This is a genomic window from Roseibium sediminicola, assembly GCF_023156505.1.
GTDB lineage: Bacteria > Pseudomonadota > Alphaproteobacteria > Rhizobiales > Stappiaceae > Roseibium > Roseibium sediminicola.
Genome location: NZ_JALNMJ010000020.1, coordinates 36394 through 63126 on the forward strand (window position 1 = coordinate 36394; position 26733 = coordinate 63126).

Genomic DNA, 26733 nt, shown 5'->3' on the forward strand with positions numbered 1-26733 from the left:
GTTTACCACTGAGGTTTGAAGTCTTGCCCGTTCCCAGAAGAGACGTTCGGGTTTTTGAAAAACTGATCTGAGGCTGCTTTGGTGTGATCGCGTGCCGTCTGTTCGGACTGGTACCAGGTTCCCATCATGGTCATCTGCTGGGAAACAAGGCCGCGAAGTTTCTGCATCTGCTCAACCTGCTGAGCGGCAATCTCGTGACCCACCTGCAGGGCCTGCTTTTGGCCCTCCGCGGACTGAGAATGCTGCCGGAGCTGGCGCATGGTGTCCTCTTCGGTCGCGAACTGGTCCGACGTGTATCCGGCCGCTTTCAGTGTCGAGGAGATCGTGTCCCGATTGGTGTCGGACCAGCCTTGATACATGGTCGAAAACGACTGCCCGTCCGGCAGGCCGTTCTTTGCGAAGTCGGCGTAGCTCTGGAACCGCTGCTTCAGCGTGTCATCCAGATTGCCCATCGAGAACGCCATCGCCTGACCCTTTTGAACCAGGCTCTGCAGTTGGCCGAGGTTCTGCTCGACCTCGCCCCAAACCTGCATCGGCAGCGACAGCGTGTTCTGCAGCATGTTCTCGTAGATGGAGATCTGGTTTTCGATCATCTGGATCTGGTTGCCGATCTGCTGCACTTGATTGGCAATCTGCTCAGCATTCTGACCGCCGAGGGCAACAAGCTCACTGTTGTTGAGGATCTGGGTGAACTCGGTCGCCCCAGTGACCGCACCACCGGCCTGGACCGGTCCTGCAATTCCGATCACACAAAGAACGCTGGCGAGCGATCTAGCCAAGAAGCTGTTCGGCATTGGCAATTCCTCTTTGCTTGAGCCATTCGGCGGGCCATTTGTCGCCGTAGTGGAGGTGAAGGTCTTCGATGCACTTGAGATCGTCCTTGGCGGACGCCCCGACGAAGGACAGCGTGATCGGGCCGAGCGCCATGTTGAACAGCCGGCGCCCATCCGGAGACGTGACGTAGTACTCGCGCTTCGGGATCGCCGAGGCGATGATTTCAATTTGTTGGTCGTTGAAACCGAGCTTTTCGTAAAACGCGCGGGTTCCGGAAACCCTTGCCTCACCATTGGGCAGGCATACCTTTGTCGGGCAGCTTTCCTTCAGAACGTCGATGATGCCGGATCTGTCGGCATCGGAGATCGATTGCGTTGCCAGGACCACCGCGCAATTCGCCTTGCGGAGAACTTTCAGCCATTCCCGGATCTTGTCGCGAAAGACTGGGTGACCGAGCATCAGCCAGGCCTCGTCCAGGATGAGCAGGCTTGGTTCACCGGTCAGGCGTTTTTCGATCCGGCGGAACAGATAGAGCAGGACGGGGATCAGGTTCCGGTCGCCCATGTTCATCAGCTCCTCGATCTCGAAGGTCTGGAACCTGGAGAGCGACAGGCCGTCTTCTTCGGCGTCGAGGAGCGAGCCCATCGGGCCGTCCACCGTGTAATATTGCAGCGCGTCCTTGATCTCCCGGTTCTGGACGCCCGACACGAAGTCGGTCAGCGACCGGCGCTGCGACTTGGACATCAATTCAATCTGCGTGGTGATGGCGTTGCGGTGTTCTGGGATCACCTTCACACCCTGCATTTCGATGAGGGTTTCCAGCCACTCGGCGGCGAATGCCTTGTCGGTGTCGTCCTCGAGCGATGAGAGCGGTGCAAAGGCCAGTGTGTCCGACTTGCCGACGTCATAGTGATCCGCGCCGACCGCAAGCGTCAGCGGGTACATCGACTTGCCCTTGTCGAAGACAAACACTTGCGCGTTCTCATAGCGCCGGAACTGAGCTGCGATCAGCGCCAGAAGCGTCGATTTACCCGAACCTGTCGGCCCGAAGATCAGCGTGTGCCCCAGATCCCCGACATGGAGATTGAACCGGAACGGCGAGGAGCCGGACGCCACCTGCATGAGCGGCGGCGATCCAATTGGGTAAAAGGGGCATGGCGCTTCCGGCGATCCCGCCCATACGGAATTCAGCGGAGCCAGATCCGCGAGATTGCGCGTGCTCACCAGAGGTTCACGAACGTTGGCATAGGAGACACCTGGCAGGCTCCCAAGGAACGCTTCAGTGGTGTTCAGGGTTTCGATGCGTCCGCCAAACCCTTCGTTCTGCACGAGCCGGCGCACCGCCTCGCACTTCTCCTGAAGCCGCGCCTGGTTTGTGTCGAAGAGCACGATGACCGGCGTGTAGTGGCCGAAGGCGACGAGCTGCGAGTTCGCCTCGGCAATCGCGTCCTCGGTTTCCCCGACCATCACCATGGCGTCCTGATCGAGCGATCCGGAATTGGTCTTAAAGAGCTGGTCCATCATCGGCCGCACCTTCTGCAGCCATTTCTTGCGCGTCTTTTCCAGGACCGAGCGCGCCTCGATCGGATCGAGGAAGATGAACCGGCTCGACCAGCGATAGGTGATCGGCATCAGATCGAGCGCATTGAGGATTCCCGGCCAGCTTTCGGCCGGGAACCCGTCGATCGCCACGACACCGACATAGCGGCCGTCGATGATGGGATTGAGCCCGTGATGGAATTCCGCCGTCACCAGATAGTCGAGATACATCGCAATGTCAGGCAAGCGGATCGGATGGGTTTCCCCGATCAGCGCGAAGCGGGCAAACTGCAGCAGATCATCGTAGCGGCCGCGCCTCTCCCCTTCCCTTTCCGGCACTTCGTGCGTTTCCATGCGCCGGATCGTCACGACGTTCGCCATGTACTGTTCGAATTCGCGGATGGTCGTCTTGAAGTGCTCAAGCGTCCGGGAGGCAAAAGACGTGTTGCGGCTGGCTTCGTCGGAATAGACGTACTTCACCAGCTTGGACTTATTTTTCTCCGGCGGCCGGTAGGTCAAGATGATGGCGTGCTGGCTTTCGAAATGCCCCTCCCCGGCATCGAAACGCTGCCGGCGCTCGTCATCGATCAGGGCCGTGACCGGGTCCGGAAAATGCGAGCTTTCCTTTTCCGGATACCCGATTGAGGGAATGCGCACGGCTTCCATCTGAATCATCCAGCCGTTGCCGAGGCGGGCCAGAACCGAGTTGATTTGCCTGGAGACTTCGTTCCGCTCAAACGCGGTAGAGCTTTCGCTGTCCGGCCCGGCAAAATACCAGCCGGCCATCAAGCCCCCGTCCTTCAGGAGCACGATTCCGTTGTCGATCAGCGCCGCGTAAGGGAGAAGATCGGAAAAGGATGGCGCAACGTGCCGGAATCTTTTGAGAGCAACCATGTTCAGTATTTCCGCCAGGGCGTGGATGTCGGCCGGTAATAAGCGCGGTATTTGACGTGCCGCAGATAGACAGCTCTCATCCGAGGGTCCGCCTTGGCCATCATCCGCAGCACGCCAACCACCACGATCCAGATCGCCACGCCGAGCACGGCGGCATAGGGCTTCAGGATCACGAAAATCAGAATGACCGAGGCAAGACCGGTCACGAGCACCAGCTCCCGGTCTGCCCCGAACAACAGTGTCGGGCGTGAAAGAGCGCGGTGGATCCGCGCTCTGTTGAGGCCCGGCGCGTCAGCCATGAGCGGGTTCCACGGTTGCCGCTTCCACTTCGGGAGCGATGCCGATGGAGGCACCGGAAGAGCCGAACAGGCCGACGATGGTGGAGGCGCCGAGCAGGATCCCGAGGACGAGAACCACGTAGGCCATGCGGCGAGCAAAGTCGTTGAGCTCGCCCCCGAAAATCAGCATGCCGCCGGCGATCGCGACCGCGATCAGGCCAACGGCGCCGGCGACGGGACCATTGATGGATGCCTGAATTTGCTGAAGCGGGCCTTCCCAGGGAAGCGAGCCACCGCCGGTAGCGAAGGCAGGTTCAATAAAGAATAGTCCGGCACCGACAAGAGCCAGAAGAAATGTAAAATTACGCGACATGGAGGTTCCCTTGCCTTTCGTTGGAAACATCAGTTTGGAACTTGGGTAGGACGGCTGAGTGGACGTCATAGGAGCCGTCCCGGAACCCGGAGACGGTCACGATGTCCCGAACGATGCGTCCCTTCTCCGGGGAGCGCTCGATTGAGACAATCAGGTCAACAGCTTCCGCAATCACTTGGCTCATGGGCTGCTGAGACACTTCCGCGATAAGCTGTTCGAGCCGCGTCAGTGCGGTATAGGCATTATCGGAGTGAACCGTGGCGATGCCGCCCGGGTGGCCTGTGTTCCATGCCTTGAGCAGCGTCAGCGCCGCACCGTCGCGCACTTCGCCGACAATGATCCTGTCAGGCCGCAAGCGCATGGTTGATTTCAATAGACGCTGCATATCCACGCTATCGGACGTGTGCAGGATCACAGCGTTCTTGGCCGCGCACTGGATTTCCGCGGTGTCTTCCAGAATGACAAGGCGGTGATCCGGAGCGACAGAAACCATTTCGCCAATGATCGCGTTCGTCAGGGTCGTTTTGCCGGTGCCCGTGCCGCCCGAAACCAGAATGTTCTTCCGGCCGGCGACTGCATCACGGATCACGGCGGCCTGGCCGTCTGTCATCACGCCATCCTCGAAGTATTTGGAAAGCGGGATGACCAGCGATGCCTTCTTGCGGATCGTGAAGGACGGCTTGGAAACGACAGGTGGCAATAGGCCCTCGAAACGATGGCCCCCTATCGGCAGCTCACCGGAAATGATTGGCTTGTCAGAGGTGATTTCCGTACCGAGCGCATGAGCGACCTTGCCCATGATGATCTGGGCGTCATGGGGCGTCATCTCGCCGGAGGGCTCCATCCCAATGCCGACGCGCTCAATGAACAGCTGTCCGTCAGGGTTGAGCATGATCTCAACGACGGTGTCGTCCGCCAGCGCCGACAGGATCGTAGACCCTAGCGCGTCTGCCAGTCCGTCGATTAGCCGACGGCGGCTTTCACCGTTCCTCAATGTCCCCTCCCCTACCGGTGAAAGCTGAGATGTTCAGGGGATGGTGCGGCCTCGCCGAGACAGCATTTATCGGACCGGGCACGGGGATGTGCACAGGCTCTCCGGAGGTCATTCGGAGTGTCCTTTTATATTTGAGATCAATAATTTACGGCTACAGCAATCAGTGGTTGATTACCTCGCGAGAGGGCGCAACCCAACACGGAACGAAGCGTCATCGCAAGGTTGAGAAAAATGTTTTCCACACCTAAGGAGAGTTATTTGAATTGGCAAATATAACAGTCAATTGGGCTACGTTGCCGACCGTTCATCTAGGTCTTAGCTAAAGAGATATTCGACGTTACGAAGCTTGGTAGTCACAGAACCTTATGGCTGGGGTCAAACCTGGACCTATCAGCCGTGTCAAAAAGCAGGCGCATCTCTGCGCCTGCAGAAAGGTTTAATGTATGTGGCTTGAACGACCACGAAGTGCTACCCCCTGAAAAACTCTGCAATTGTGGGAATGGATTTTTTTATTGAACGCGGCTAAAAGGGCAAAGTGACCAAGCGTCACGTGCACACCTTTCCAGGCGCGCCCAAGTGTCTTCCTCCCAAGGGTCAACGCGGGCACGCTATTTTTTTGAAGCAGCTGCTCGTTGGAGTTCCACACAAAGGACAAGGCGGTTCGGAAGGTACCGAGATCTCGTTCCTTATGTACCCCACAAAATAATTTCTGTGGGATAGAAAATCTGCTATTCTTACCCCACGAGAAAAAGTATGTGGGGTACATATGGCCATCGACTATCACAGTGCAATCGGCACGTCCGCCTGGACGGACTTGCGGCGGTCCCTGTGTGACAGCGTGGTGTCGGAGCTGCGCGGCGCACCACGATCGAAGGTGGTCGGCTCCAGGACCTATTGGTACGACCACTTTCGCGTCGGGCAGAAAACCATCGACCGGTATATTGGCGAAGACACGCCAGAACTTCGGGACCGCCTGGAGCGGCAATCGGAGATCACCAGGGCCGCAAAACTCGCCGAACGGGACCGGGCGAGACTGATGCGGGTGCTGCGGGCCGAAGGTTATCTGTTCGCCGATGTCGGGTCCGGCCAGGTGGTTTCGGCCATGGCCAAAGCCGGCGTCTTTCGGCTCGGCGGAACGATCGTCGGTACGCAGGCCTTCCGCTGTTATGAAGGCGAACTCGGCATCCGGATCGGGTTCGACCAGTCGGCCACGACGGATGACATCGACATTGCAAGTTTCGAGCGGTTGTCACTGGCTCTCGCGGACACGGTCGACCCGCCACTTGCAGAGGTTTTTTCCGAGCTTCAGTTCGATCCCGTGCCTGCGATCGAAAACGGCAAGACCTGGCGCTGGCGGCAAACAAATCGTCAGACCCTGGTCGAGTTTCTGACGCCGTCCTTCGAAGAGGATGAGGCCATCCGCGATCTTGCCGCCCTTGGCGTCAGTGCGCAAAGTCTGCATTTTCTCAATTACCTGATTGCCGATCCGATCAGTGTTCCCTTTCTCTATCGCTCAGGCGTGTTGGTGCAGATCCCACGCCCGGAACGCTATGCGGTGCACAAGCTCATCGTCGCGGACCGGAGACAAGGAGGAGCGGACGCCCTCAAAGCGCACAAGGACCGGGCCCAGGCGGCATTTCTGATCGAGGCATTGACGGAGACCAGGCCGGATGACCTTGCCGAAGCCTACCAGGCCGCTATGGAAACCGGTCCGGAATGGCGCAAGCGCATTGCGGCAAGTCTGGAACGCATGCCGGCAACTTCGGCCCTGCTCGATCTGCTGTCTTGACCGGCGGACTTGCCGGCAGGGAGTCGGTTGCTGCAGGCAAGTGCTTCAGAGTGATCGATATGCGTCCGCGCGCCGGAGATTCAGCTCCAGCGGGGTTTGCCCTGGCGAGAAGACGACTAGCTCTTGCTCGCCGACTTGCTCCTGCGACCCTGTTTCTGGCCCAGTCCCATTTTCCTGGCGAGTTCCGACCGCGCCGCGGCGTAGTTCGGGGCGATCATCGGGTAGTCCGCAGGCAGGTTCCACTTGGCCCGGTAGTCTTCCGGCGTCATGTCGAAATGTGTCCGAAGATGCCGCTTCAGCGATTTGAATTTCTTGCCATCCTCAAGGCAGACTATGAAATTATCCGTCACCGACTTCTTGAGCGGGACGGCGGGGACAAGCTCTTCAACAATAGGCTCCTGCGCCGTTTGTGCTGTCGAAGACAGAGCGGAGTGAACGGTCGCGATTAGTGCGGCAAGCTCACCCGAAGCAATCGTGTTGTTACTCACATATGCGGAAACGATACCTGCTGTGAGATCTACGATATCATTCTCGAGAGATGGGCTGCTGGGTGAGGTATCGGACATTGGGCTCTCACGGAGTGGCTCAGGGGAAAGGAACGCTGTTCCTATTCTAGTTCTACAACGAAGTAAATTGAACGAACTCGTTACAAACGATGGGGCTCATCCTGCGCTTTTCCCGTGTCGGACGAAGGCGAATTTGAGGACATTCGAATTCAGCCCTGGTTGCTCCAGTTCGGCCCCCTCCCCTCTCCTCTTTGGTTTGTCGGATACAACATCGGAACGGTACTGTCAGTCACATCTTGGTGGTGGGGGCATTTTCGATCATCAATTTGCTTCAGCTCGTCTGTGACCGCTCTACGTTGCAGACGGGAAATGGGCAGCTTGGGTCGCGCACTTGGCGCCTTGCTAAGTGGGGCGCCGGCGCTACGACGAGGTGGCATTACACCTGGGCTGGTTTTCCAAAGCGTATGCATCGGAATATCAAGATTGGGCGTTTCCGGCGCTTCTGACGCGAATATAGCAACTGCTATATTTTCTTGAACAGTCACACGATCATGCAACCATGCCCCGCGACGCGAAACGGGCGATATAGCAATTGCTATATTTAGGAAAGCTGTGGGCCGAAATGCGATCCTGTGCCGGTTCCGGTGCAAAACGACAGCCGCTGGCAAGGAAGAGCGATGGCGACCTGGTTCTTGAGGTCACCAAAAGGGCTGCAAGGAGACTGGCGGCTTCTGCTTTTCGGGAGCTGGATAGTTGTCCTTAGCATCGGCTGACCTCGACGACATGCACCGGTATCGCTTCCGGCTTCCCAGAGGCCTCTGCTCTTGGCTCAGTGCTCGACTTAGACCGTCCAGATCTTAACCTGTTTGTCCACTCAGTTTCCGACGTGACGAAGGGCGGTCCCGGTGCCGAAATCACTGGCGCCGGGACAATGTTATTTCTGCTACTGCAGTATCTGCGAGCGGCGTCAGGCCAACGGCATACCCGCGAGGCCAGCGGCAAGAATTCCGGCCAGAAGCACTGAAACAACGAAATGATAGATTACCCGCGGATCGGTCAGCTTGCTGATGGCCCTGCCAAAGGCGATGATCGTGATCAGCCAGGCAACGACTCCGATGAGCGCGATGACGCTGACCGGTTCAGGTGAAGCTTCCGGCCCAATCACGGCGACCAAGGCTGCCAACAACGCGGCCTGAGCAGCCGACCCGAGTGACCACACTCGAGCCGTCGACCCTTTGGAATAGGCAATCAACGATCCGTAGCCGTGAAGCAGTGCGCCGACGAACAACAGGGCGCAGAGGACATAATAGGCAATCAGCATGGTTTCTCCTTATTCAGCCTGTTCCCAGGCCGTGTGTAACCAACCAAAAAGAAAATCTTTCAGGCGGCAGCGCCTGGTGATGCTCACGTGAAACGGAAAGAGCTTCGAGGCCTTGAATGAGCCTGGAATTTTATGCCGCCTATCAAAGCGGTGCCGTCATGTGTGGTTGGCCGGTCTCCTTGCTGGAAATCCCGGCGATACGAGATGGGCAGAAACGAGACCGAAAGATGCAGGTTAATTCAGCTATGAGGCGTTGGACATCTTCAACCGCCGTGGTGTGATGCGCTTCAGCTACGATCAGAATGTCAGTTGTTTCAGCTCGTACCGCAGATTGGCTGCTCTGACGATGCGACCAACGCCTCGCGTGGGCATTGCCCTTAAGGTCTGCGAAGATCACTTCGTTCACTTCCGCACGTTCGACCTCGCCGGAAAACGTGGCAAGAGGCTCGCCGCCTTGTGCGTAGCGAACTTTTAGCAGATCGCCCGTTCGGGCACGGTCGAACACCGCCACCGGAATCGCGTAGGCACAGGAGGCCGCATTGCAAAGATCGATGACAGGATGAAACGAGGGCAGGTTTCCCTCCTTGCGCAGACGTCTGAGTAAAGCTTCGGCGGCACAGCGATATTGGGTCGGTTTGAGCCCCATTTGGGTGAAGGCTTGCCGCCAGGCACGGATTTCCGGAAGCTCGGATTCGTTGTGCGCCGCAAGCCTTGTCCTCGCCCTGTCAAGCAGTGCGGCTATGTCCCCGGACATGTCTACCTGGTTCGAAATCCCATCGATCTCAACCGCTCCGAAAACCAGTTCGGGAAAAGCCAAGAGGATCGGTTGTGCGTAACTCAGCTGCATCGTCTACTCGATGTGTCCATGATGTTTTGGTGTGGTCGGAAAAAGGTGCCGCTGTTGATCTAAGGGGATCACGCAGCGGCTGTGCGGAGTTTCACCAAGGTAGGGTCTGCCGCGATTCGAAGAAGCCGCCGGTTGGACCGTCATCGGGAAGAGTGGCCGCCCAGACGATAACGTCAGCGCCTTCTTCGACCGATCGCATGGCTGTCGGGCCGCCCATAGCCGTACGGACCCAGCCGGGGCTGACAGAATTCACCTTGATGCCGAGACCAGCGTATTCGTCGGCCTGAATCCGTGTCACGGCATTTAGTGCGGTCTTGGAAATGCGATAGGCAGGCCAGCCACGGGCCATGCCGACGAGAGATGCCATGGCGGTCGAAACATTGACGACCCGCGCCGCTGAAGACTGCCGGAGAAGTGGTAAAAGTGCGGACGTCACCACGACAGCACTTAGGGCTTTGGTGCAGAACGAGTTTTCGAACGCCGACAAGGGGGTGGTGGCAATCTCGGTCGTCACCATCGCCTCCTGGTTTGTAGGCTCGAAAAAAGCGCCGGCATTGTTGATGAGCACGTCGAGATGCCCGAAATCTTGTGCGACATGATGCGACAGGGCGAGAGCGTCGGCTTCGCTCGTGACGTCCAACCGGAACGCTGAAACGTCACCCGTCAGGGTACTTACGGCAGAATGCAGTTTAGGCTCATCTCGGGCCGTCAAGACGACGTGATACCGCCGTTCCAACAATTGGCGGGCGGTCTCGAGGCCGAGGCCCTGGGCCGCGCCGGTGACGACAGCTACCTTTTGTCTCATATTGTTGATCCTCAACTGACCCTGAAATTTCTTGAGCCGCTGTTTTGCCCGGAGGCCCGAGCCATCGTGCAGTTCCAATTTGATCAGATATTCACGTTTGCAAACTGACGCGTCTTGAATGAAATTGCTCTTCTCAGTCTGCTCAGACCCGCGCAGCTTGGGAGCCGGTGGTAGTCACCCATGAAAGACAGTTCCGGATCGCAATCGACAGACGAAAAGATTTGCCTGCGGCAGACGGCGCTGCCGGGCGTCATATCGGTGGAGGCGCGTTCGCGCCGCACCTACAGTCGCCATACCCACGACGAGTTCGGCATCGGGGTACTCCTCGAGGGCGCCCATGAGTCGGTAAGCGGACGTGGACAGGTGCGTGCCGAGACTGGGCAGGTGATTTCAGTCAATCCCGGTGAGGTCCACGACGGTCATCCGGTCGACGGTGAGGCTCGGCGCTGGAGAATGCTGTTCTTCCGCCCAGAAGCGCTTGCTTCGGCGTTTGCGGGTCTTGGAGCTTCGCCAGGATCTGAATTCGCTTACCCTGTGCTCGCCAGTCCGTCGGCTGCCTGTGCATTTCTCGACCTGCACACGAGCGTTTCCGGATATTCGGCTTCGGCGTTCGTCGTGGAGAGCCTTCTGATCGAGATGTTGTCCCACCTTGTGGAGACCGATATCGGTACGCAAATTCCGTCGCCCTCAAGCGTCGCACCGGCGCAAAAACTGCTTGATGCGGAGCCAGAGGTCGAAGCCAGTCTGGACGACCTTGCTACACTTTGTGGGCTGAGCCGGTTCCACTTTCTACGTGCGTTTCGCTCCGCCACGGGGCTTCCACCGCACGCTTACCAGGTGCAGCGTCGGCTGCATATGGGTCGGCGGATGATCCTCGACGGGTGCGGACTTGCCGATGCGGCCAACGCGTCTGGTTTTGCGGATCAATCGCACTTCAGCCGGCACTTCGTGCGTACTTACGGTTATACGCCAGGTGAGCTGGTCAAAGCCCGGAAGACAGCTGGCCGGGTTACTTGAGACAATTGGCGGGCAAAAGACCCTGGAGTCCTCCCGTATAGCCGACGCAATCAAGTGCGGTAGAACAGAATGATGACGATCGGCCTCAAAAGCTGGTCTTCCACAATCGGGGCAACCGCTCTCGGCGATCCGCGAAACACGACGACTGCTTTCGCTTATCCATCCAGGCCAACCGTATGGCGGAAATGGCGACGCTTTCCTGTCGTTCAAGCAGGATGCTCAGCGTATGTGTTTCGATAAAATTGCCGAGTGTGTAACTCGCTGATTCTCTCCTAGACGATGGCGATGGTTTTGAAATCCCCAAGAGCCCTTCGATTTCCTTGAAAGAATTTACAGGTCATGCAGCCGATGCGGGGGACTTTGGTTCGAGTTTCCGATATTTCCTGGCTGGTTCTTTCCTGTTGGTACGAGTTTTCCTAACGCTATGAAAGAATTTAAAGATTCCACTCTTCTAAAGAATGCGGGCAAATTCAGTAGGTCTTCCAATAGTGTTTGCTGGCAGAAATTTTTTGTGCTGCCGAACAATTTCCCACCGTTGAGATATGCCGTTAGGAAATCGTTAACTTAAAATGCCTTGCAGGTTCGGTTGGAATCCGGCATCCATGACGGAGTGATCTGTAGGAACGGGTCATAAACCGTCAGAGGGCATCAATGGCCGTTACCGAACAAATTTCCGGCGGACGCGATACGACCGCAAAGATCGAGAATTTCACGCAGAGGCTGTCAGACCGTTTGCAGACTATGCGCGAGATGACCTATCCGCCGGAAGCGCGCAAGGTTTTCGGCAGGACGTTTTCAACGACTGATCTCGTGCGTCTTCTTGGTGTGCCTGAAAGTACGCTTCGAACCCTGACTTTGGAGGGGAAGGGACCGCAGCCGCACCGGGCTGACAATAACCGCCGGATCTATACCGTGGACCAGGTATGGGAGCTGCGGAGCTTCCTTGCGGACCTGCGTCCAGACGATGCCTTGCGCCTGCTGCCGCACCGGCGCCCGGGTGAGAAGCTCCAGGTGATTGCCGCGGCGAATTTTAAGGGCGGCAGCTCCAAGACGACAACATCGGTCCATCTGGCACATTACCTCGCCTTGCAAGGCTATAGGGTGCTTTGCGTCGACCTGGATCCCCAAGCCTCGATGACGACAACGTTCGGCATCCAGCCGGACCGTGACCTGAGGTCAGGGGAGGGGGAAGACGAGCGCACGGACACCACCTATGACGCCCTGCGCTATGACAATTATCGCATCCCGTTTGCCGAGGTCATCCGCGAGACCTACTTCCCGGGGATACACCTTGCCTGCGGCAACCTGCGTCTCATGGACTTCGAATACGATACGCCGACGGCTCTGGCTGAGCGGCGGACCGATGAACTGGGGCTTTTCTTCCAGCGTCTCGACGCAGTCATCGGGTCAGTCGAAGATTATTACGACATCGTGGTTCTCGATACACCGCCTTCGCTTGGCTACACCACCATGGCGGCGCTGTATGCAGCGACGGGTCTTATCATCACCGTCCATCCGGCGATGCTCGACGTCTCATCCTGTTCTCAATTCCTGAAGATGATTGCCGATGTGACGCATACCCTTTCCGATGGCGGCGCTGTCTTTGAACATGACTTTACGAAATTCCTGCTGACCCGCGTCAACCCGAACGACGGTCCGCAGAAAATCATGTCCGGCACGATGCGGGATCTGTTCGGAACCGATGTCCTGGTCGCCGAAGCGATTGAGTCCACGGCAATCGCATCAGCCGGCGTAGCGAAGAAAAGCCTCTACGAAATCGAGCCTGGTGAAGTCGGTCGCGAGACGCTGAAACGCGCGCTTGAAAGTGCCGACCGCGTGAATGCGGAAATTCTCGACCTGATAAAAAAGGTCTGGGGCAGGGAGGTTTGATGATGAAGAAATCAATCGTCAAAATGATGTCTGATGCCGCTGCTGCAGCAGCAGATGAAAAGAGCGATGTCCAGACACCAACGCCGAGCCAAAGGACCACAACGGCCCCTGTAGTGAATTCGATGGGGCGCGCGCTGTCGCATATGCGTGAAGACAGCATCGTCTCGCTCGATCCTTCCAAAATCGATCCGAGTCCTTTCTCGGACCGGTTCGAGACGGATGAGGAGGCAGGCGAAGCTCTTGAGGAGTTGAAGCTTTCCATTCAGGATGAGGGACAGAAGATCCCGGTCCTTGTGCGGCCGCATCCAAGCGACAGAGACCGCTATCAGCTTGCCTATGGGCATCGTCGTCTGTTGGCCATTCAGGCACTTATGACTGAATCCGGCCGACCCGAGACATTCAAGGTCAAGGCCTATGTCCGGAAACTGAGCGATGCGGAGCTGATCAAGGAGCAGTCCCTTGAAAATGGCGTTCGCGAAAACCTCACCTTTGCCGAAATGGTTCTGTGGGCCGAACAGCTTCGCCAGGCTGGTCTCAAACAACGCGAAATGCAGCCGGTGCTTGGTCAGGTTCAAACCGTTATTTCAAACATGCGGAAGATTGCCGACAGCATCCCGCATGACATTATCCGTGCGATCGGCCGAGCAAAAAATGTCGGTCGTCCTGCCTGGCTGGACCTCGCGAAACACTTCGAAAATCCTGGTGCAGAGAAGCGCGTCCGGAAGCTCCTGGAAGGCAATGATTTCAAAGTAGCTTCGGCTCAGGAGAGGGTTTCAATGGCTTTGCGCGCAGCAAAGGGTCGGGAAAAGAAAGCGGCGGCCTCTGAACCCTCTGTTGTTGAAATCGCTTCAAATGGAACGGTGTTCGCCAGGATGAAATCATCGGCGTCGACGACGACGATTTCCATCCCGCGATCGGAGTCGGACTTCAGCCATTGGCTCGGTGAAAACCTGCCGGAGCTTTACCAGAGCTTCCAACAGCAGCGGAACCATGGAGAGAGTTCAGAGAACTAAAGGACGCCTTACGGTGTCCAAGACACTCTTACCGGTACGGCAATTTGTTGGGGAAACCGACCAAGACGGGTCCCATAATTGTTCCGCAACCGATAGGTGAAGTCCCGAAGGAGGAAGAAGGAGGAACTGCAGAAGAAATAGGGTCAAAATGAAAAGAGACCGAAACGGCGGCAACCGATCGATCTCTTTAATCACGGTTCAGCAGGGAAAGCCCAAACAGGAACCTCAACACTTCTCTGTTTTAGGTGAATTCCGAATCACGCGCAAGATCCATCTTGTGTGAGCAGTGGATTTCTGCCGATTTCCCATCGTTGAACCTCCCGAATTGATCGACGCCGTACCATGCATGGCTACGGCGAACGGAGGTTATTATGCCTACTGTTTCGAACGTCTCTTCCTTCCGGAAGGTGACGCCAGGTATTCTTGCGTCTCAACGATTGGCGATGTCCAACGACATTCCGGACATCGGAAAATCGGAAGTCGCAATCGCTCTTAAAAGAGCGGCGCAGCCACTGGGCCTCACATCTACAGCCTATCATGTGCTCGATATTCTGCTCGGGCTGTCGAAGTCTGAGGACTGGAAGGGGGCGGCCCGGCCGATCGTCGCGATCTCCAATGAAAAGCTGGCCTCCTATGTTGGCCGAAGCGAGCGCACGGTTATCCGCGCCATCAAACAACTCGTCGAAGCGCAGGTTCTGGCCTACAGGGACAGTTCGACGGGGCGCCGCTGGGTGCACCGGAATGGTCGCGGAGATATTACCTTCGCCTATGGCCTGGATTTCACGCCAGCGCGCATTCGCTACCAAGAAATCAAGCGGCTGGCGGACGAATGGCAAGCCGAACTCAATGCCAGACGGGAAGCGAAACGCACGGTCACGCGGGTTTCCCGGGCGATTGTCGATATCCTTGACGCCAATTCAGATCCGTCTCTGGCCGACTTTCTGGGACAGATGGATGCTATCCTGGCAAATGGCTTGGATGTCCTGGAAAAGGCCATAGCCTTGCTGGATCTGTACGATCTTCTGATTGAAGCGGTAGCAGAGGCTCAGACAGCCGAAAAAACATCTGAAAACAATAGTATGACATGCGAGCATGACATTCGCGTCACCCAATTATTTAATACAAACTCACCAGACTCTTATTCTAATAATCGGACATCCGCTGACGCGGATGAAATTAATTCCCTTGCTGACGTCGCCTACGGCGCCGAAATAGCTCCTGAAAGGGAGCAAGCGGAGCCGGGTAGGGCTCAAACTGCCGCCAAAGGCCTGCAGAACCGCCCAAGTGGAGCGGATTTCCAGAGAACAGCATCCCTGGATGCGGTTTCGATATCCTTACTGGAAAGCGCCTGCACGGCCGTTCAAAGCGATTTTGGGCTATCACTCAGCAGCTGGCCGGAATTGATGTCGGCGGCTGAAGTCATGAGGGTGGGGATTGGCCTCAGTGAATCCGCCTACGCAAACGCCTGTGGCCGGCTGGGAAGGCAGGCTGCTGCTGCAATCCTGGCAGTGGTTGCCGAGAAGGCCCTGCGCGATCCGGAGAAAATCAGCTCGCCAGGCGGATATTTCCGGGCGTGCTGCGACCGGGCTGCGGAAGGAAAGCTGGCGCTGGCGAAGTCACTGTTCGGACTGGCCGCGAAATAAGCTCAGTCAGGCGAAGGTGATGGCTTGCCGTCAGCTGCCATCTTGATGGCAAGGCTGCAGTTCGCTATATTTGGAACAAAGGAGATCCCTCGTGGCAGAACCTCAACTTTCCGTACGCAGTGCCAAGGCGCGAGACTTGGCTCATCGCCTTGCTCGCCGGGAACACCGTTCGATCGCCGATATCGTCGAGCGGGCACTTGAGGCATACGAGGTTAGGGAGGCCGGCAAGGAACCTGCTGCGGACTTTTACGCCCGAGTTTCAGAAAACTTTGGCACCGATATCGATCTTGAGGAAGTGATCCGCGAGAACCGTAAGGTCCATCTGGGGCCGGAGCTTTGATTTTCCTGGACACCAATGTGATCTCGGAAACACTGAAAAAGGCTCCTGAACCGGCAGTGATCGCGTGGCTGGTACGACATGATGCTGAATTGGTGTTGTCGACGGTTGTCATTGCCGAGATAGCGTTCGGCATACAGAAAATCCGTCCCGATCAGCGCGCCGATCGTCTGGAACAAGGGCTTTCGGACTGGCGGCGCAGATTTGCCGATCGGATCTTTGGACTGACTGAAGCAGCGGCACTGGCATATGGCGACGTCATGGGCGAGGCCGCCCGTAAGGGCCGCGGCATGTCAGCGCCGGACGGAATGATTGCCGCAATCGCACGTATCAACGGTGGCCGCCTGGCCACGCGAAATCTGAACGACTTTCAGACGACTGGCCTCGAACTTATTTCTCCCTGGGAGTTCTAATTCGGTGAGCAAGGCATCGCACCAGGCTGAAAGTCTGAAATTCGACTGGTTTACTCACCGAGCGGGCAAGACGATTGCTCTGATTCCCGAAAACTGGATCGCTTTTGACTGGAGTTTTCCGCGATAGGATCCGGGCTGGGAGAAGGAACGGAAGCGATGAAGTCATCAAAATTCCCGAAACCAACCTGGATGGTGTTTCCATAGGTCTCATTCAGTCGGCATGTTCGACAGCGCAGGCTGAAACCGGGATCAATTTAAACAGTTGGCCAGCTCTTTGTGTATTTGCGCGTTCTGTTCGGCCGGATATCAGCTGGCGGTCGAGCAGCAAGGGCTTGCGGGATCCGGAGCACATTGCTTCGCCGGCGGATATTTCCGCGCCATGATAGACAGGGCAGAAGAGGGCAAACTCCACAAGTTGCCTAGGCTTCAGAGAACTCGCGGGCGTGGCTATGGCGCCGATCATCAGATGGACCCGTCAACTAAAAGACAACCGGCCACAGTAGCGGACAAATGTCCGGTCGAAAAATAGTGATAGATTTGACAAACGTATGTAAAGAAACGATAAAACGGAAAATCATTCCGGACAATGAAGTGGCCAAAACAGAGGATGAAATGATACTGCGGGACGATGGCGAGTCAATCGGACTATTCGAGCCACTGATGATCAGTGAGGGCGCGCACAAACGAGCGGAGCTCAACGACCTGGCGCTCGATCTTGCCGCCCGATCGGCCGCCTTCCGTAGCAGCCTGCCGGCGTCGATCGCTTCCGCGCTGGCCGATCTAATCCGCTCCATGAATTGCTACTATAGCAACCTAATTGAAGGCCATAACACGCATCCGGTCGATATCGAGAGAGCCCTTCATGGAGATTACAGCGCTGATCCCAAGAAGCGTGATCTTCAGCTCGAGGCCAAGGCCCACATCTCTGTACAGCAATGGATCGACCTGGGCGGATTGGTGGAGCCACCGTTCTCAGAGGCAGCTATTCAGGAAATCCACAAGCGTTTCTGCGAACTCTTGCCCGAAGATCTTCTGTACGTGGAAAACCCTGAAACGGGTGAAAGGCTCAGAGTTGTCCCTGGCGAGCTAAGGCAACGCGATGTTGTGGTGGGGCGCCATGTCGCAATCAGTCCTGGTGCTGTTCTGCGCTTTCTTCTCCGACTTAACGAAGCCTATCGCAAGAGCGGGCGGATAGATTCTATTTTGGCGGCCGCGTGTGCACACCACCGCCTGCTTTGGGTACATCCATTCCTCGATGGAAACGGGCGCGTTGCCCGCCTGATGTCCTATGCGATGTTGCGTCAGGCTTTGAATACCGGCGGATTGTGGTCAATCGCGCGTGGTCTGGCAAGAAATGAAGCAGATTACAAAAGGCATCTTCAGGCGTGCGATGAGCCGCGCCGCGGCGACCGGGACGGACGAGGCAGTCTGAGCGAGGGAGCGCTGGCCACCTTCACCGAATTTTTCCTCAGGACTTGCATTGATCAGGTCGAATTTATGGAAGGACTGATGAAGCCGGACAGGTTGCGAGATCGCATTCTTATCTGGGCGGAGGAAGAAATTCGTGCCGGCCATTTGCTGCCCAAGTCCGATATCATCCTGAAAACTGTGCTCTATCAGGGCGAGCTTCCACGTGGTGAAGTTGCCGATGCCTTGGGGACGAGTGACCGGACTGCGCGGCGCATAACTTCAGCGCTGCTCGAGGCAGGTGCCCTTCGATCCGAAAGCACTCGCGCGCCCCTGTATCTGGCATTTCCCGCGAAACTGGCGAGCCGATGGATGCCTGGGTTGTTTCCGGACCAGTGATGGGGCGAATATCGCCTTTCGGCGACGAAATCATGCCTCGAGCGGGTATTTCCGCGCGGCGATCGACAGGACAGGGGGAAAACCGCACCTCCACAAGTCCCTGCATGGCTTGGTCTGAGCAAAGTGAACGCGTAGATCGACGAGACCAAAATGCCGGTTCAAGAGGCACGAACGTGCGCATTTAGGCCTCTTGCAGAGCAAATGGTGCCTTGCCGATGTAGATTTTAGTATCTACATTAGTTAGTGAATTTATCTACATTAGAAAAGGCCATGGCACTCAACGTCAATAATCAGGAGGCGGATGCGCTGACACGCAAATTCGCAAAGATGACCGGTGTGTCCATCACCGATGCCATCGTCATCGCCATGAAAGAGGCAATTGAGCGACGGCGCAATGCCGAGACACCGTTGGAGACTGCCAGACGGCTCCGCGAAAAGCATGGAATCGCGCTGAGTGATACCGCGCGCGAGCCGCTGCCCAGGGAAGCGTTTGACGAGATGTGGGACGAGCAAAGCTGATGTTTGTCGATGCCTGTGCGATCATCGCGCTCCTGTCGGACGAGCGAGAGGCTGAACGTGTTTCCGACGCACTGGCAAATGCCAAGAAGCGGTTGACTTCACCTGTCGCGATACTTGAGGCCGTCATCGGTCTGGCCCGGCCGGATAAATTCAATATGGCCGTCAGTTCGGTCGAACCCATCGTGATGGAGTTCCTGGACGAGCGCGGCATCGAGGTCCGGGACCTGCCGCCCGCCAAACGGGCAACGGTTCTCGCAGTGTCGGCCGCGGACAAGTACAGAACCGGAAAGAACAAACTCAATCTTGGCGATTGCCTGCACTACGCATGCGCGAAATATTACCGCGTGCCGATCCTCGCCACCGACGACGAGTTTCGCGACACGGATCTTGAAACAGTTTCATGAAGCAGGCATCGCGCCAGGCCGAAAGTCTGAGACTCGACTGGTTTACTCATCCAAGACAGTCAGAAGACCGGATCTGCGTGCGCGGTCAATGAGGTTCTTGACGGAAGAAGGCGACCATTTCGTTCCACCGCGTGGGGTACGCTCGTGCAGGCGTTCGAGCTGACCGGCGATTTCGCGCAAGGTTAGCTCCGGATTGGACGAATGGATGCCGGCGACCAGCGTCATCAACCGGTCTTCCGGCGGGCGTGGAGGCGATTTTCTCAGCAGCTCCTTGTCTGCCATTCCCTCAGCAACCATCCACTTCACCGCGCGCCGCAGCCGTTCGGGTGTCCAGTCATGCCCGCGGTTTTTGAGGAACCGTGCGATATCGTCCCAAGTGTGATCAGGACGCATGCGCCGGACAATAGGAAGCCATTGACTGGCAGTAACTTGGATGCGTGCACCATAGGCCTCCTTTTGAGCAGCCGTCATTTTGGCCAGCGCTTCAGGTCTGCGCTCTCGAATTCCTGGATTGCCGGGTAATTTTCCCTTTGCCTTTGCAGCCTTGATGCCCGCTTTGGTGCGTTCGGAGATCAAGGCGCGCTCGAGCTGGGCGACTGCCCCCAGAACCTGCAAGGAGAACATGCCCTGGGGGGTAGTTGTGTCGATCGGATCGCTCAGCGAGCGGAAATGTGCGCCCTTGGCGTTCAGATTATCGATAACTTCCAACAGATGGGTCACCGAACGGGCAAGACGATCGAGACGTACGACGACCAGCGTCTCGCCGGCACCGATCTCCCGAACCAGTCTTGCAAGGGCAGGACGAGCTCGTGAAGCACCGGATCCATATTCCTCCACGATTGTCTCGCAGCCGGCCGATCGCAGTTCCAGTTCTTGCGCTTCTGTCGTCTGTTCGTCAGTGGAGACGCGCGCATAGCCGATAAGCCGTCCCTCAGGTCGATGAGAAGAGCGATTGAGCGCTGATTTGACCATTTGGGACGCCTGAGAGCCTATAAGAGAGCGATTTTCCAAATAAAGAAGATAAGGATAACTGATCGTTTGTAAACGTCTCTTGAGTGCCTTTTCCACCACCTGAAGCGTCAAAACCCCAGGAAAACCCGGCATTCTCGTCGATCTGAGCACGGATTGCCGGGTCTTTGTTCAATCCAGCATGCGTCAGACTGAATATGAGTGAGTTCGAGTTGAAGAGGCAACCTATGACCGAAGCAAATGTCATGTTAACTTCCGTATAGAAGCTGTAATCACGATAATACAATGCCTTACGAAATTGGAAAACTGAACCTCGAGGCTCTCTTGACGCCGAAATCGGCGGCGGAGGACGCGCTGGCGCGGCTTGATGAGCGTGTCGACCGATCTGAGGTCGGACGGGGCTTTGCAGAACGGGCCGATTTCTTCGAAGCCGTTTCCAACATGTGGGTTGCTGGTGAGCTCGTCCATCTGGAAGACCTGGTTCTGCACGATGCCCGGATGGATGTTCGTGCACCAAGCCATGAACTTGTCATTGCGCACCGGATCGTGCGGGCAAGACGACGGGCAGTGAGAAACGATCCGGGCTGGGCGGTCTCGCGAACTGGGATCATGGCCTTTGCGGGGATTGCCGAACAAGAGGATGAGGCACCTAGAAAATTCAAAAGACGAGGGGAGGGGAGGGACCTCGAAACGGACGAGCACGATGCGCTTCCTCCGGAGTTGGCAGAGTTCGACGAGGTGCTTGCCGAAACCAGCTGGCTGGTGGAAGCCGTTTCCCCCGGATCTATCAGAACCCGGCAACCTGAGCTCGTTGTTGGCGAGTTGGTCATCCGGGATCCTGATTGGGACGAATCCGAACGGATCTCTGAATGGCTTGAGTTGGTCAGAAAAGTTGAAATGCTTCCGGCAACGTTGGCGGCTGCGGTTCTTTGGGACGCCTGGGACCAGCTCGAACCGCTTCAACGGCAGCATTGGCTTGGGCAGGTCCTTGTTTCGGATTTCCTCAGATCACGTGGAAAGGTCCGATCTCACCTTTTGGCCTTCTCAGTGGGTCTGCGAGAGATGCCTCGTGAGCGGCGACGTGCTCGGGACAGGACAACCAGGCTGATCGCCTTTCTCGACGCGATGAGAGCGGCTGCTGTCGCTGGGATGAAGGATATTGATCGGCTGACGCTCGCGAAGTATCAACTTGAGCGGCGCGCTGTCGGCAAGAGATCTAACAGCAGCCTGCCGGCTGCGATCGAGCTCATACTTTCGCGGCCGATCGTATCTGCGCACATGCTTGCAAAGGCGGCAGAGATAACGCCGCGAGGGGCGCTCAACCTAGTCGCCGCTCTTGGTGTGCGGGAGGTGACGGGGAGGGGACGGTATCGGGCGTGGGGGATTTTGTGAGCGCTTCGCTGTTGATTTTAACCTAGAACGGTGGGGGAATTGGGGTGTGTCGCAAAGTTTTTCGCGTTAACCACGCCTTGAGATTTGGCTGTTGAAAGGGCGCTCCAGAAATTGGAGTTCCGCGTAATGATTCTAAGTGCCATCGTTGAAAAACTGAAACGCCAGTCGAAGGATGACTTCAAAGGCAGACAGTTCGACGCTTGGCTGATCATCCAGGCGGTGTCCTGGTACTTGCGTTATCCGCTGAGCTATCGGGACTTGGAGGAAATGTTCCTGGAACGTGGCTTTGAGGTAGGGCCTGTCGCAACTTTCACTGACGGACAGATTTCTCCCGTTTTGGGAGCGATTTTCAGGCTTTGTTAACTTTTCCAATTCCGAAGAGCACCGCCAGCAAATCGTTTTGTTCGCGGACACTCCATTGACCGGTAAAGTCGAAGCCCTTCTTGAGCCACAGCATGGCTTCAAAGCCGGCGATAGATTTTCTGGCTGAGTTGAACGAGCGGAACCCGCCAACCTTCGGCATATTCTTCTTCACCCTGAAATGATCGCTCTCAATACCCTGTTGCAAATGTTTGGTCACATAGTGCACCGGATCCGAAGCAAGCAGGCCGTCGTCAACCGTGTCCCCGATGGCCGGAGGAAAAGTGCCGGCGCCATCGGTGCCGATTTTGCCCGGTGACAGCAGCGGGGCATCCTGTAACATTTTTCGAAAAAACCGCTTGGCTGCATTCAGATTGCGCTTCGCCGTGAGCAGGAAATCGACCGGATTTCCATGCTTATCGATGGCCCGATACAGATAGCGCCATTGGCCCTTGATGCGCACATAGGTCTCATCGATGCGGATCGAGCCGCAATGCGGTTTGCGGAACCGGCGTAGCCGCTTTTCGATCAGCGGCGCATACGCCAAAACCCATCTGTTGATGGTACGTAAGCGTCCGGTGACACTCCCTTTTCGATTTTGGATCTTCGGTTGAAGTTACGGAATTAGATACGTCATTAATTCCGTAGCGAAGGTGATCGATGGGTCGGGTTGAGATTTTGACGGGCCGGGAGCGGCGGCGCATTTGGTCGGATGATCAGAAGCTAGCCATTCTTGAGGAGGTCGCGGCCAGCGGTCTAACGGTTGCGGATGTTGCTCGGCGGCATGATGTTCTGCCGCAGCAGATCTACGCCTGGCGCCGCAAATTTGCTCAAAACCAGAGGGAGCATTTGCAGGAACCGTGTTTTCTACCGGTGACGCTGGTGGCAAGCGAGACAGCGACACCTGATCAGGCACCTGAGGAAGAGACTTTCCGGAAAACGGCTCCGAAGCAGGCTGCTCGGACCGGGCGGGTGGAGATCCGCTGTAAGGGCGGCCGGGTGCTGAAGGTGGATGCCGGGCTGGACCCTTTGATGCTGCAAGGACTGATCCGCTCGGTGGAAGAGGCATGATCGCGCCCGGATCGAACGTGCGGGTATATCTGGCCTGTGGGGCGACAGACATGCGCAAGGGGATCTCCGGCCTCTCGGCCCTGGTACAGGAGGTTCTGCGTCAGAAGCCGACGTCGGGCGCGGTGTTTGCCTTCCGGGGGCGGCGCGGCGACCGGGTCAAACTGCTGTATTGGGACGGCCAAGGTTTTTGTCTTTATTACAAGGTTCTCGAGCGTGGCCGCTTTCCCTGGCCGTCAGTTGCCGATGGCGTGGCGCGGCTGACGGCAGCGCAACTGGCGATGTTATGGGAAGGCATTGACTGGCGTCGTCCGGCCTGGACGTCCCCACCGATGCGGGCCGGATAAAACCAGCTTTTCCATGAGGATAAGGTTGGCTGAACTCAAGCAAATCAGCTAAGAAATTGGCCATGAGTTCCACTGTTGCCAGCCTACCCGACGACATTGATGCCTTGCGTGCGCTGTGTGCCCGGCAGGCTGAGGAATTGGCCAGGCAGAGCGGGCAACTTCAAGCGCGCGACAGCCTGATCGACAAGCTGAAGGAGCAACTGGCGGTTTTACGCCGGGCACGCTTTGGCAAGTCTTCGGAGAAGATTGACCGCGACATCGCGCAGTTGGAACTGGCGCTGGAGGAGATCGAAGCGGCTGAGGCGGAACTGCCTTTTGAGGCTCCAGCCGGTCGCGCCGAAGCGCCGAAAACCAAGCCTGCACGTCAGCCGCTTCCGGATCATCTGCCGCGACACGAGATCGTCCACGATCTGGGTGAGCGTTCCTGCCCATGCTGTGGCGGACGTGACTTCCTCAAAGGCGGAACGGGCGTCACCGAAGTGCTGGATTACATCCCCGCGTCCTTCCGGGTTATGCGCCATGTCCAGCCGCGCTTTGTGTGCAAGGGTTGCGACAACGAGATCACCGCGGCAATGCCGTCGCTGCCGATCGAGCGAGGCAAGCCAGGTCCGGGCCTGGTTGCACATGTGCTAACTGCCAAATATTGCGATCACTTGCCGCTCTATCGCCAGTCGGAGATTTACGCCCGCGAAGGCGTTGAGCTGGCCCGCTCGACCATGGCCGATTGGGTCGGCAAGGCGAGCGTATTGATGGCACCGTTGATCGAGACCCTGCGCGATCATGTCTTTGCAGGAGACCGTTTGCACGGGGACGACACACCGGTTCCGGTGCTGGCGCCCGGCAAGGGCAAGACGAAGACCGGCAGATTGTGGACCTATGTCCGCGATGGCCGGCCGTATGGTTCAAAGACGCCGCCAGCGGTCTGTTACTTCTACAGTCCGGACCGCAAGGGCGAACATCCGACGGCTCATCTCAAACACTTCCGGGGCGTTCTCCACGCCGATGGCTATGCCGGGTTCAAGGAGCTTTATGAGGCGAAGCCGCCGAAGGTCCTGGAAGCAGCCTGCATGGCGCATGTCCGGCGCAAGTTCTTCGATCTGACGGGAAACGGACCAGCGCCGATTGCCGGGGAAGCCTTGCAACGGATCGGCGCTCTCTACGATATCGAAATGGCTATCCGGGGTTCGCCGCCTGATGAGCGGCTGAAACTCCGTCAGACCAAGAGCAAACCGATGTTCGAGGCTCTACAGAAATGGCTGAAGACGCGCCTTGCCGAAGTGCCCGGGAAGTCCGGCACAGCGGAGGCAATCCGCTATGCCCTGAACCGCTGGCAGGCCCTCGGGCGGTTCCTTGAGGACGGCACCATCGAGATCGACAACAATGCGGCTGAGCGTTCCATCCGCCCGATTGCGCTTGGGCGCAAGAACTGGCTGTTCGCCGGATCGGATAAGGGCGGGGACCGGGCCGCCGGCATCCTGTCGCTGATCGAGACCGCCAAGCTTAACGGACTCGATCCGGAAGCCTATTTGCGGAACGTACTGACCCGCATCGCCGATCATCCTATCAATCGAATCGATGAGCTTCTGCCTTGGGCATTTGCCGAGGTAGCAACCCCGCAGACTGGTTTGGTATGACGTTAGCTAGTTGCCCTTTGGCATTTTCAGCGGCCGAAGAAGGCCTTTTTCCCGAGCTTGTTGTTCAAACCATTATCGCTCTCAGACTTGACCGTGGGCGTAGGTCCCCGGCGCAAGCAGCGCGCTTTGCTAGAGGTGACTTCGTAGGGGGGCAATCCGACATTAGTTGTGATCAGCAGATCTATGTGATGCTCGAATGCGCCGAGATTATCGATCATCAGCTTCACTTCAAACTTACAGATGATGCTCTGCCCGCGCATCTAGCCAATGGCGCTAGATTTGGCGTGGACCTCCTGTGGGCCTTTGAATGTTTCCTGAACACAACGGCAGAATGGCACCCTGATGGATGGGACCATCCACTGTTTTCCTACGAACCTTTTGAACTGCCGCCGGAACTGGTATCTCTGGGAGACGCATTTGCCGAAGCCGGATACCTTTCCAAGACAAACGCTCGATACCGGTGGACCACGAAAGCCAAGCCGACACTGGGTCTTATTTGTTGGGGCTATTCGACTGAACGCGGTCTAGAAACACGGCATGAATTGAAAAGGATGTTTGCAAGCCTTCCTGACCAATTGAAAGACAGGATCACTACGGATCGGAGCAGCAACTTGCAAGCGGAGTTGGAAGATGTCCTCTCCAACCATTGGTACAATGATCAATGGAATGATGCCCCGGTGCGTGGCTCTCGAGACCGGGTTCACGTTCGGAGCGAAATGAACGAACGTGCGTCGATCATTTTGACGCTCTTTCGATGAAGAAAATTGGGTAATTCACCGGACGCTTACGATGGTACTGTGGTCTACCTCAAAGCCACGTTCCAGGAACATTTCCTCCAAGTCCCGATAGCTCAGCGGATAACGCAAGTACCAGGACACCGCCTGGATGATCAGCCAAGCCTCGAACTGTCTGCCTTTGAAGTCATCCTTCGAGTGGCGTTTCAGCTTTTCAACGATGGCACTCTGAATCATGACGCGGAACTCCAATTTCTGGAGCGCCCTTTCAACAGCCAAATCTCAAGGCGTGGTTAACGCGAAAAACTTTGCGACACGCCCTCAAAACGTCATGGCGGCAGCCGGTCTGCTCTTTGGCTGGCTCGGAGACGAAGAACTCGTGATGCTCGTGAGCAACTGCGATTTGACCTGCCTGGAACCTCTTGATGACAACACGACCGTCTATCTCGGCTTGAACCCGAACGAACTGAAGGAGAGCCCCTGCGCTAAAGCCATCATCTATGCGTTGCTGACAGCACAAGAACAGGCTTCTGCGAAATCCGAGACCCTCTACCTGCTTGACGGCATGGACATGCTTGGAGACTTCGATTTCCTGCATGAGCGACTGTTGTTCCGGGGGCGTCAGACCGGAACCAAGTTCGTCGGTGCCGTCAGTTCACTTTCTCGTTTCAAGGACATGGCCGGTTCCCAGGCGATGGCGATCTGGATGGACAACGCCGGACTGATGCTGTTCTCCGATATCTCGGACCGGGCGGGTGCCGAATGCATTTCCGAACTTCTGGGTGTTGCGCCCGTCGTCGCGACGGATCCGAAAACCGGTGAGAAGTTGGAGGTGCTTCGTCCCTTACTCGAAAGCGATGAAGTCTGCCGGCTGGATCGCACGAAATGGCTTGCCGTCTCAATGGGCCGGAGCTTCGCCATGATCGACAAGCTGGCTTCTTTCGATCACAACGGCCACTTCCGGATGCATCCGGACATCTCGGCGAGATGCGCCGCCAATCCCTTCCATGCTGATGGCGAAGAGGAGGTCGTTTAATCGGGGCGAGGTCCTGAAATAAGAACGGGCG

General features: G+C 57.0%; 26 protein-coding genes and 3 pseudogenes. 17 read left to right on the top strand and 12 right to left on the bottom strand.

Annotation, left to right across the window (positions count from 1 at the left end; genetic code table 11):
* Window positions 1-2: 2 nt before the first annotated feature.
* Genes trbJ through trbB form a run of 5 tightly spaced genes read right to left on the bottom strand, consistent with a single transcriptional unit; the run spans window position 3 to window position 4852 of the window.
* A complete protein-coding gene (gene trbJ / locus M0H32_RS22580) occupies window positions 3-794 on the bottom strand; it encodes a P-type conjugative transfer protein TrbJ (RefSeq protein ID WP_248157859.1) in 792 nt (263 codons plus the stop codon).
* A complete protein-coding gene (locus tag M0H32_RS22585; RefSeq protein ID WP_248157860.1) occupies window positions 772-3207 on the bottom strand; it encodes a conjugal transfer protein TrbE in 2436 nt (811 codons plus the stop codon). The genes trbJ and M0H32_RS22585 overlap by 23 nt, the downstream gene beginning before the upstream one ends.
* Window positions 3208-3209: 2 nt before the next feature.
* Window positions 3210-3506, bottom strand: coding sequence for a conjugal transfer protein TrbD (locus tag M0H32_RS22590; protein WP_228933519.1), 297 nt, complete (start codon window positions 3504-3506; stop codon window positions 3210-3212).
* Window positions 3499-3858 (bottom strand): TrbC/VirB2 family protein, encoded by a 360-nt coding sequence (locus tag M0H32_RS22595; protein WP_248157861.1) that lies wholly within the window; start codon window positions 3856-3858, stop codon window positions 3499-3501. Before M0H32_RS22595 ends, M0H32_RS22590 begins: the two co-directional genes overlap by 8 nt.
* Window positions 3848-4852 (bottom strand): P-type conjugative transfer ATPase TrbB, encoded by a 1005-nt coding sequence (gene trbB / locus M0H32_RS22600; protein WP_248157863.1) that lies wholly within the window; start codon window positions 4850-4852, stop codon window positions 3848-3850. Before trbB ends, M0H32_RS22595 begins: the two co-directional genes overlap by 11 nt.
* 766 nt (window positions 4853-5618) lie before the next feature.
* Here trbB and M0H32_RS22605 point away from each other — a divergent pair.
* Complete coding sequence (locus tag M0H32_RS22605; protein WP_248157865.1) at window positions 5619-6641, top strand: nucleotidyltransferase family protein; 1023 nt, start codon at window positions 5619-5621, stop codon at window positions 6639-6641.
* A 116-nt stretch (window positions 6642-6757) separates the two neighbouring features.
* Here the strand turns inward: M0H32_RS22605 and M0H32_RS22610 are convergent, their stop codons facing one another.
* The 4 genes from M0H32_RS22610 to M0H32_RS22625 all read right to left on the bottom strand — a co-directional run bounded on the left by M0H32_RS22610 (window position 6758) and on the right by M0H32_RS22625 (window position 10198).
* Window positions 6758-7207, bottom strand: a complete 450-nt coding sequence (locus M0H32_RS22610) for a Ros/MucR family transcriptional regulator (RefSeq protein ID WP_248157868.1) — start codon at window positions 7205-7207, stop codon at window positions 6758-6760.
* 907 nt (window positions 7208-8114) lie between these two features.
* Window positions 8115-8468, bottom strand: coding sequence for a hypothetical protein (locus M0H32_RS22615; protein WP_248157870.1), 354 nt, complete (start codon window positions 8466-8468; stop codon window positions 8115-8117).
* A gap of 142 nt (window positions 8469-8610) precedes the next feature.
* Window positions 8611-9315, bottom strand: a complete 705-nt coding sequence (locus M0H32_RS22620) for a B3/B4 domain-containing protein (protein WP_248157872.1) — start codon at window positions 9313-9315, stop codon at window positions 8611-8613.
* Between the two features lie 91 nt (window positions 9316-9406).
* Window positions 9407-10198, bottom strand: a complete 792-nt coding sequence (locus M0H32_RS22625; protein ID WP_248157874.1) for an SDR family NAD(P)-dependent oxidoreductase — start codon at window positions 10196-10198, stop codon at window positions 9407-9409.
* 102 nt (window positions 10199-10300) lie between these two features.
* Here M0H32_RS22625 and M0H32_RS22630 point away from each other — a divergent pair, with 102 nt between their 5' ends.
* The 9 genes from M0H32_RS22630 to M0H32_RS22670 all read left to right on the top strand — a co-directional run bounded on the left by M0H32_RS22630 (window position 10301) and on the right by M0H32_RS22670 (window position 19162).
* On the top strand, window positions 10301-11137 hold the full coding sequence (locus M0H32_RS22630) for a helix-turn-helix transcriptional regulator (RefSeq protein ID WP_248157876.1): 837 nt from the start codon (window positions 10301-10303) through the stop codon (window positions 11135-11137).
* Window positions 11138-11788: 651 nt separating this feature from the next.
* Window positions 11789-13027 carry a plasmid partitioning protein RepA gene (gene repA, locus M0H32_RS22635; protein ID WP_248157878.1) on the top strand — a complete coding sequence of 413 codons (1239 nt, stop codon included), beginning with the start codon at window positions 11789-11791 and terminating at the stop codon, window positions 13025-13027.
* The gene (gene repB, locus M0H32_RS22640; RefSeq protein ID WP_248157880.1) at window positions 13027-14040 is read left to right on the top strand and encodes a plasmid partitioning protein RepB; all 1014 of its coding nucleotides are present in this window, start codon (window positions 13027-13029) and stop codon (window positions 14038-14040) included. The genes repA and repB overlap by 1 nt, the downstream gene beginning before the upstream one ends.
* A 371-nt stretch (window positions 14041-14411) precedes the next feature.
* Window positions 14412-15683 (top strand): plasmid replication protein RepC, encoded by a 1272-nt coding sequence (repC, locus tag M0H32_RS22645; RefSeq protein WP_248157881.1) that lies wholly within the window; start codon window positions 14412-14414, stop codon window positions 15681-15683.
* Between the two features lie 91 nt (window positions 15684-15774).
* A complete protein-coding gene (locus M0H32_RS22650; protein ID WP_248157882.1) occupies window positions 15775-16023 on the top strand; it encodes a type II toxin-antitoxin system VapB family antitoxin in 249 nt (82 codons plus the stop codon).
* A complete protein-coding gene (locus tag M0H32_RS22655) occupies window positions 16020-16433 on the top strand; it encodes a type II toxin-antitoxin system VapC family toxin (protein ID WP_248157883.1) in 414 nt (137 codons plus the stop codon). The genes M0H32_RS22650 and M0H32_RS22655 overlap by 4 nt, the downstream gene beginning before the upstream one ends.
* A 528-nt stretch (window positions 16434-16961) precedes the next feature.
* Complete coding sequence (locus tag M0H32_RS22660) at window positions 16962-18239, top strand: Fic family protein (protein WP_248157884.1); 1278 nt, start codon at window positions 16962-16964, stop codon at window positions 18237-18239.
* A 270-nt stretch (window positions 18240-18509) separates the two neighbouring features.
* A complete protein-coding gene (locus M0H32_RS22665; protein ID WP_248157885.1) occupies window positions 18510-18758 on the top strand; it encodes a type II toxin-antitoxin system VapB family antitoxin in 249 nt (82 codons plus the stop codon).
* Complete coding sequence (locus tag M0H32_RS22670; protein ID WP_248157887.1) at window positions 18758-19162, top strand: type II toxin-antitoxin system VapC family toxin; 405 nt, start codon at window positions 18758-18760, stop codon at window positions 19160-19162. Before M0H32_RS22665 ends, M0H32_RS22670 begins: the two co-directional genes overlap by 1 nt.
* Window positions 19163-19204: 42 nt before the next feature.
* On the opposite strand, the gene M0H32_RS22675 is transcribed toward M0H32_RS22670, so the two are convergent.
* Window positions 19205-20134, bottom strand: coding sequence for a recombinase family protein (locus M0H32_RS22675; RefSeq protein WP_248157960.1), 930 nt, complete (start codon window positions 20132-20134; stop codon window positions 19205-19207).
* 282 nt (window positions 20135-20416) lie between these two features.
* Between M0H32_RS22675 and M0H32_RS22680 the strand changes: the two genes are divergently transcribed.
* Together M0H32_RS22680 and M0H32_RS22685 are read left to right on the top strand one after the other, a co-directional pair.
* Window positions 20417-21523, top strand: coding sequence for an RHE_PE00001 family protein (locus M0H32_RS22680; RefSeq protein WP_248157889.1), 1107 nt, complete (start codon window positions 20417-20419; stop codon window positions 21521-21523).
* 126 nt (window positions 21524-21649) lie between these two features.
* Window positions 21650-21817, top strand: a pseudogene (locus M0H32_RS22685) (IS6 family transposase); the annotation flags it as partial.
* Window positions 21818-21872: 55 nt separating this feature from the next.
* On the opposite strand, the pseudogene M0H32_RS22690 reads toward M0H32_RS22685, so the two are convergent.
* Window positions 21873-22448 (bottom strand): annotated as a pseudogene (locus M0H32_RS22690) (IS6 family transposase); the annotation flags it as partial.
* Window positions 22449-22543: 95 nt separating this feature from the next.
* Between M0H32_RS22690 and tnpA the strand changes: the two are divergent.
* From tnpA to M0H32_RS22710, 4 genes are all read left to right on the top strand, one after another.
* A complete protein-coding gene (gene tnpA, locus M0H32_RS29765; protein ID WP_425607354.1) occupies window positions 22544-22954 on the top strand; it encodes an IS66-like element accessory protein TnpA in 411 nt (136 codons plus the stop codon).
* A complete protein-coding gene (tnpB, locus tag M0H32_RS22700; protein ID WP_248157892.1) occupies window positions 22951-23298 on the top strand; it encodes an IS66 family insertion sequence element accessory protein TnpB in 348 nt (115 codons plus the stop codon). The genes tnpA and tnpB overlap by 4 nt, the downstream gene beginning before the upstream one ends.
* Window positions 23299-23360: 62 nt before the next feature.
* Window positions 23361-24932: an IS66 family transposase gene (gene tnpC / locus M0H32_RS22705; RefSeq protein ID WP_248157893.1), complete on the top strand. Its 1572-nt coding sequence runs from the start codon at window positions 23361-23363 to the stop codon at window positions 24930-24932.
* Window positions 24929-25690, top strand: coding sequence for a hypothetical protein (locus M0H32_RS22710; protein ID WP_248157894.1), 762 nt, complete (start codon window positions 24929-24931; stop codon window positions 25688-25690). Before tnpC ends, M0H32_RS22710 begins: the two co-directional genes overlap by 4 nt.
* Before the next feature lie 30 nt (window positions 25691-25720).
* Here the strand turns inward: M0H32_RS22710 and M0H32_RS22715 are convergent.
* Window positions 25721-25903: pseudogene (locus M0H32_RS22715) on the bottom strand (IS6 family transposase); the annotation flags it as partial.
* Here M0H32_RS22715 and M0H32_RS22720 point away from each other — a divergent pair.
* Window positions 25902-26702, top strand: a complete 801-nt coding sequence (locus tag M0H32_RS22720) for a type IV secretory system conjugative DNA transfer family protein (RefSeq protein WP_248157895.1) — start codon at window positions 25902-25904, stop codon at window positions 26700-26702. The pseudogene M0H32_RS22715 and the gene M0H32_RS22720 sit on opposite strands and share 2 nt — an antisense overlap.
* The last annotated feature ends 31 nt before the right edge of the window (window positions 26703-26733 follow it).

Coding starts and splice junctions, on each gene's coding strand:
- trbJ (WP_248157859.1), bottom strand. CDS start 794: ATGCCGAACAGCTTCTTGGCTAGATCGCTCGCCAGCGTTCTTTGTGTG.
- M0H32_RS22585 (WP_248157860.1), bottom strand. CDS start 3,207: ATGGTTGCTCTCAAAAGATTCCGGCACGTTGCGCCATCCTTTTCCGAT.
- M0H32_RS22590 (WP_228933519.1), bottom strand. CDS start 3,506: ATGGCTGACGCGCCGGGCCTCAACAGAGCGCGGATCCACCGCGCTCTT.
- M0H32_RS22595 (WP_248157861.1), bottom strand. CDS start 3,858: ATGTCGCGTAATTTTACATTTCTTCTGGCTCTTGTCGGTGCCGGACTA.
- M0H32_RS22605 (WP_248157865.1), top strand. CDS start 5,619: ATGGCCATCGACTATCACAGTGCAATCGGCACGTCCGCCTGGACGGAC.
- M0H32_RS22610 (WP_248157868.1), bottom strand. CDS start 7,207: ATGTCCGATACCTCACCCAGCAGCCCATCTCTCGAGAATGATATCGTA.
- M0H32_RS22615 (WP_248157870.1), bottom strand. CDS start 8,468: ATGCTGATTGCCTATTATGTCCTCTGCGCCCTGTTGTTCGTCGGCGCA.
- M0H32_RS22620 (WP_248157872.1), bottom strand. CDS start 9,315: ATGCAGCTGAGTTACGCACAACCGATCCTCTTGGCTTTTCCCGAACTG.
- M0H32_RS22630 (WP_248157876.1), top strand. CDS start 10,301: ATGAAAGACAGTTCCGGATCGCAATCGACAGACGAAAAGATTTGCCTG.
- repA (WP_248157878.1), top strand. CDS start 11,789: ATGGCCGTTACCGAACAAATTTCCGGCGGACGCGATACGACCGCAAAG.
- repB (WP_248157880.1), top strand. CDS start 13,027: ATGATGAAGAAATCAATCGTCAAAATGATGTCTGATGCCGCTGCTGCA.
- repC (WP_248157881.1), top strand. CDS start 14,412: ATGCCTACTGTTTCGAACGTCTCTTCCTTCCGGAAGGTGACGCCAGGT.
- M0H32_RS22665 (WP_248157885.1), top strand. CDS start 18,510: ATGGCACTCAACGTCAATAATCAGGAGGCGGATGCGCTGACACGCAAA.
- M0H32_RS22670 (WP_248157887.1), top strand. CDS start 18,758: ATGTTTGTCGATGCCTGTGCGATCATCGCGCTCCTGTCGGACGAGCGA.
- M0H32_RS22675 (WP_248157960.1), bottom strand. CDS start 20,134: ATGGTCAAATCAGCGCTCAATCGCTCTTCTCATCGACCTGAGGGACGG.
- M0H32_RS22680 (WP_248157889.1), top strand. CDS start 20,417: ATGCCTTACGAAATTGGAAAACTGAACCTCGAGGCTCTCTTGACGCCG.
- tnpA (WP_425607354.1), top strand. CDS start 22,544: ATGGGTCGGGTTGAGATTTTGACGGGCCGGGAGCGGCGGCGCATTTGG.
- tnpB (WP_248157892.1), top strand. CDS start 22,951: ATGATCGCGCCCGGATCGAACGTGCGGGTATATCTGGCCTGTGGGGCG.
- tnpC (WP_248157893.1), top strand. CDS start 23,361: ATGAGTTCCACTGTTGCCAGCCTACCCGACGACATTGATGCCTTGCGT.
- M0H32_RS22710 (WP_248157894.1), top strand. CDS start 24,929: ATGACGTTAGCTAGTTGCCCTTTGGCATTTTCAGCGGCCGAAGAAGGC.
- M0H32_RS22720 (WP_248157895.1), top strand. CDS start 25,902: ATGACGCGGAACTCCAATTTCTGGAGCGCCCTTTCAACAGCCAAATCT.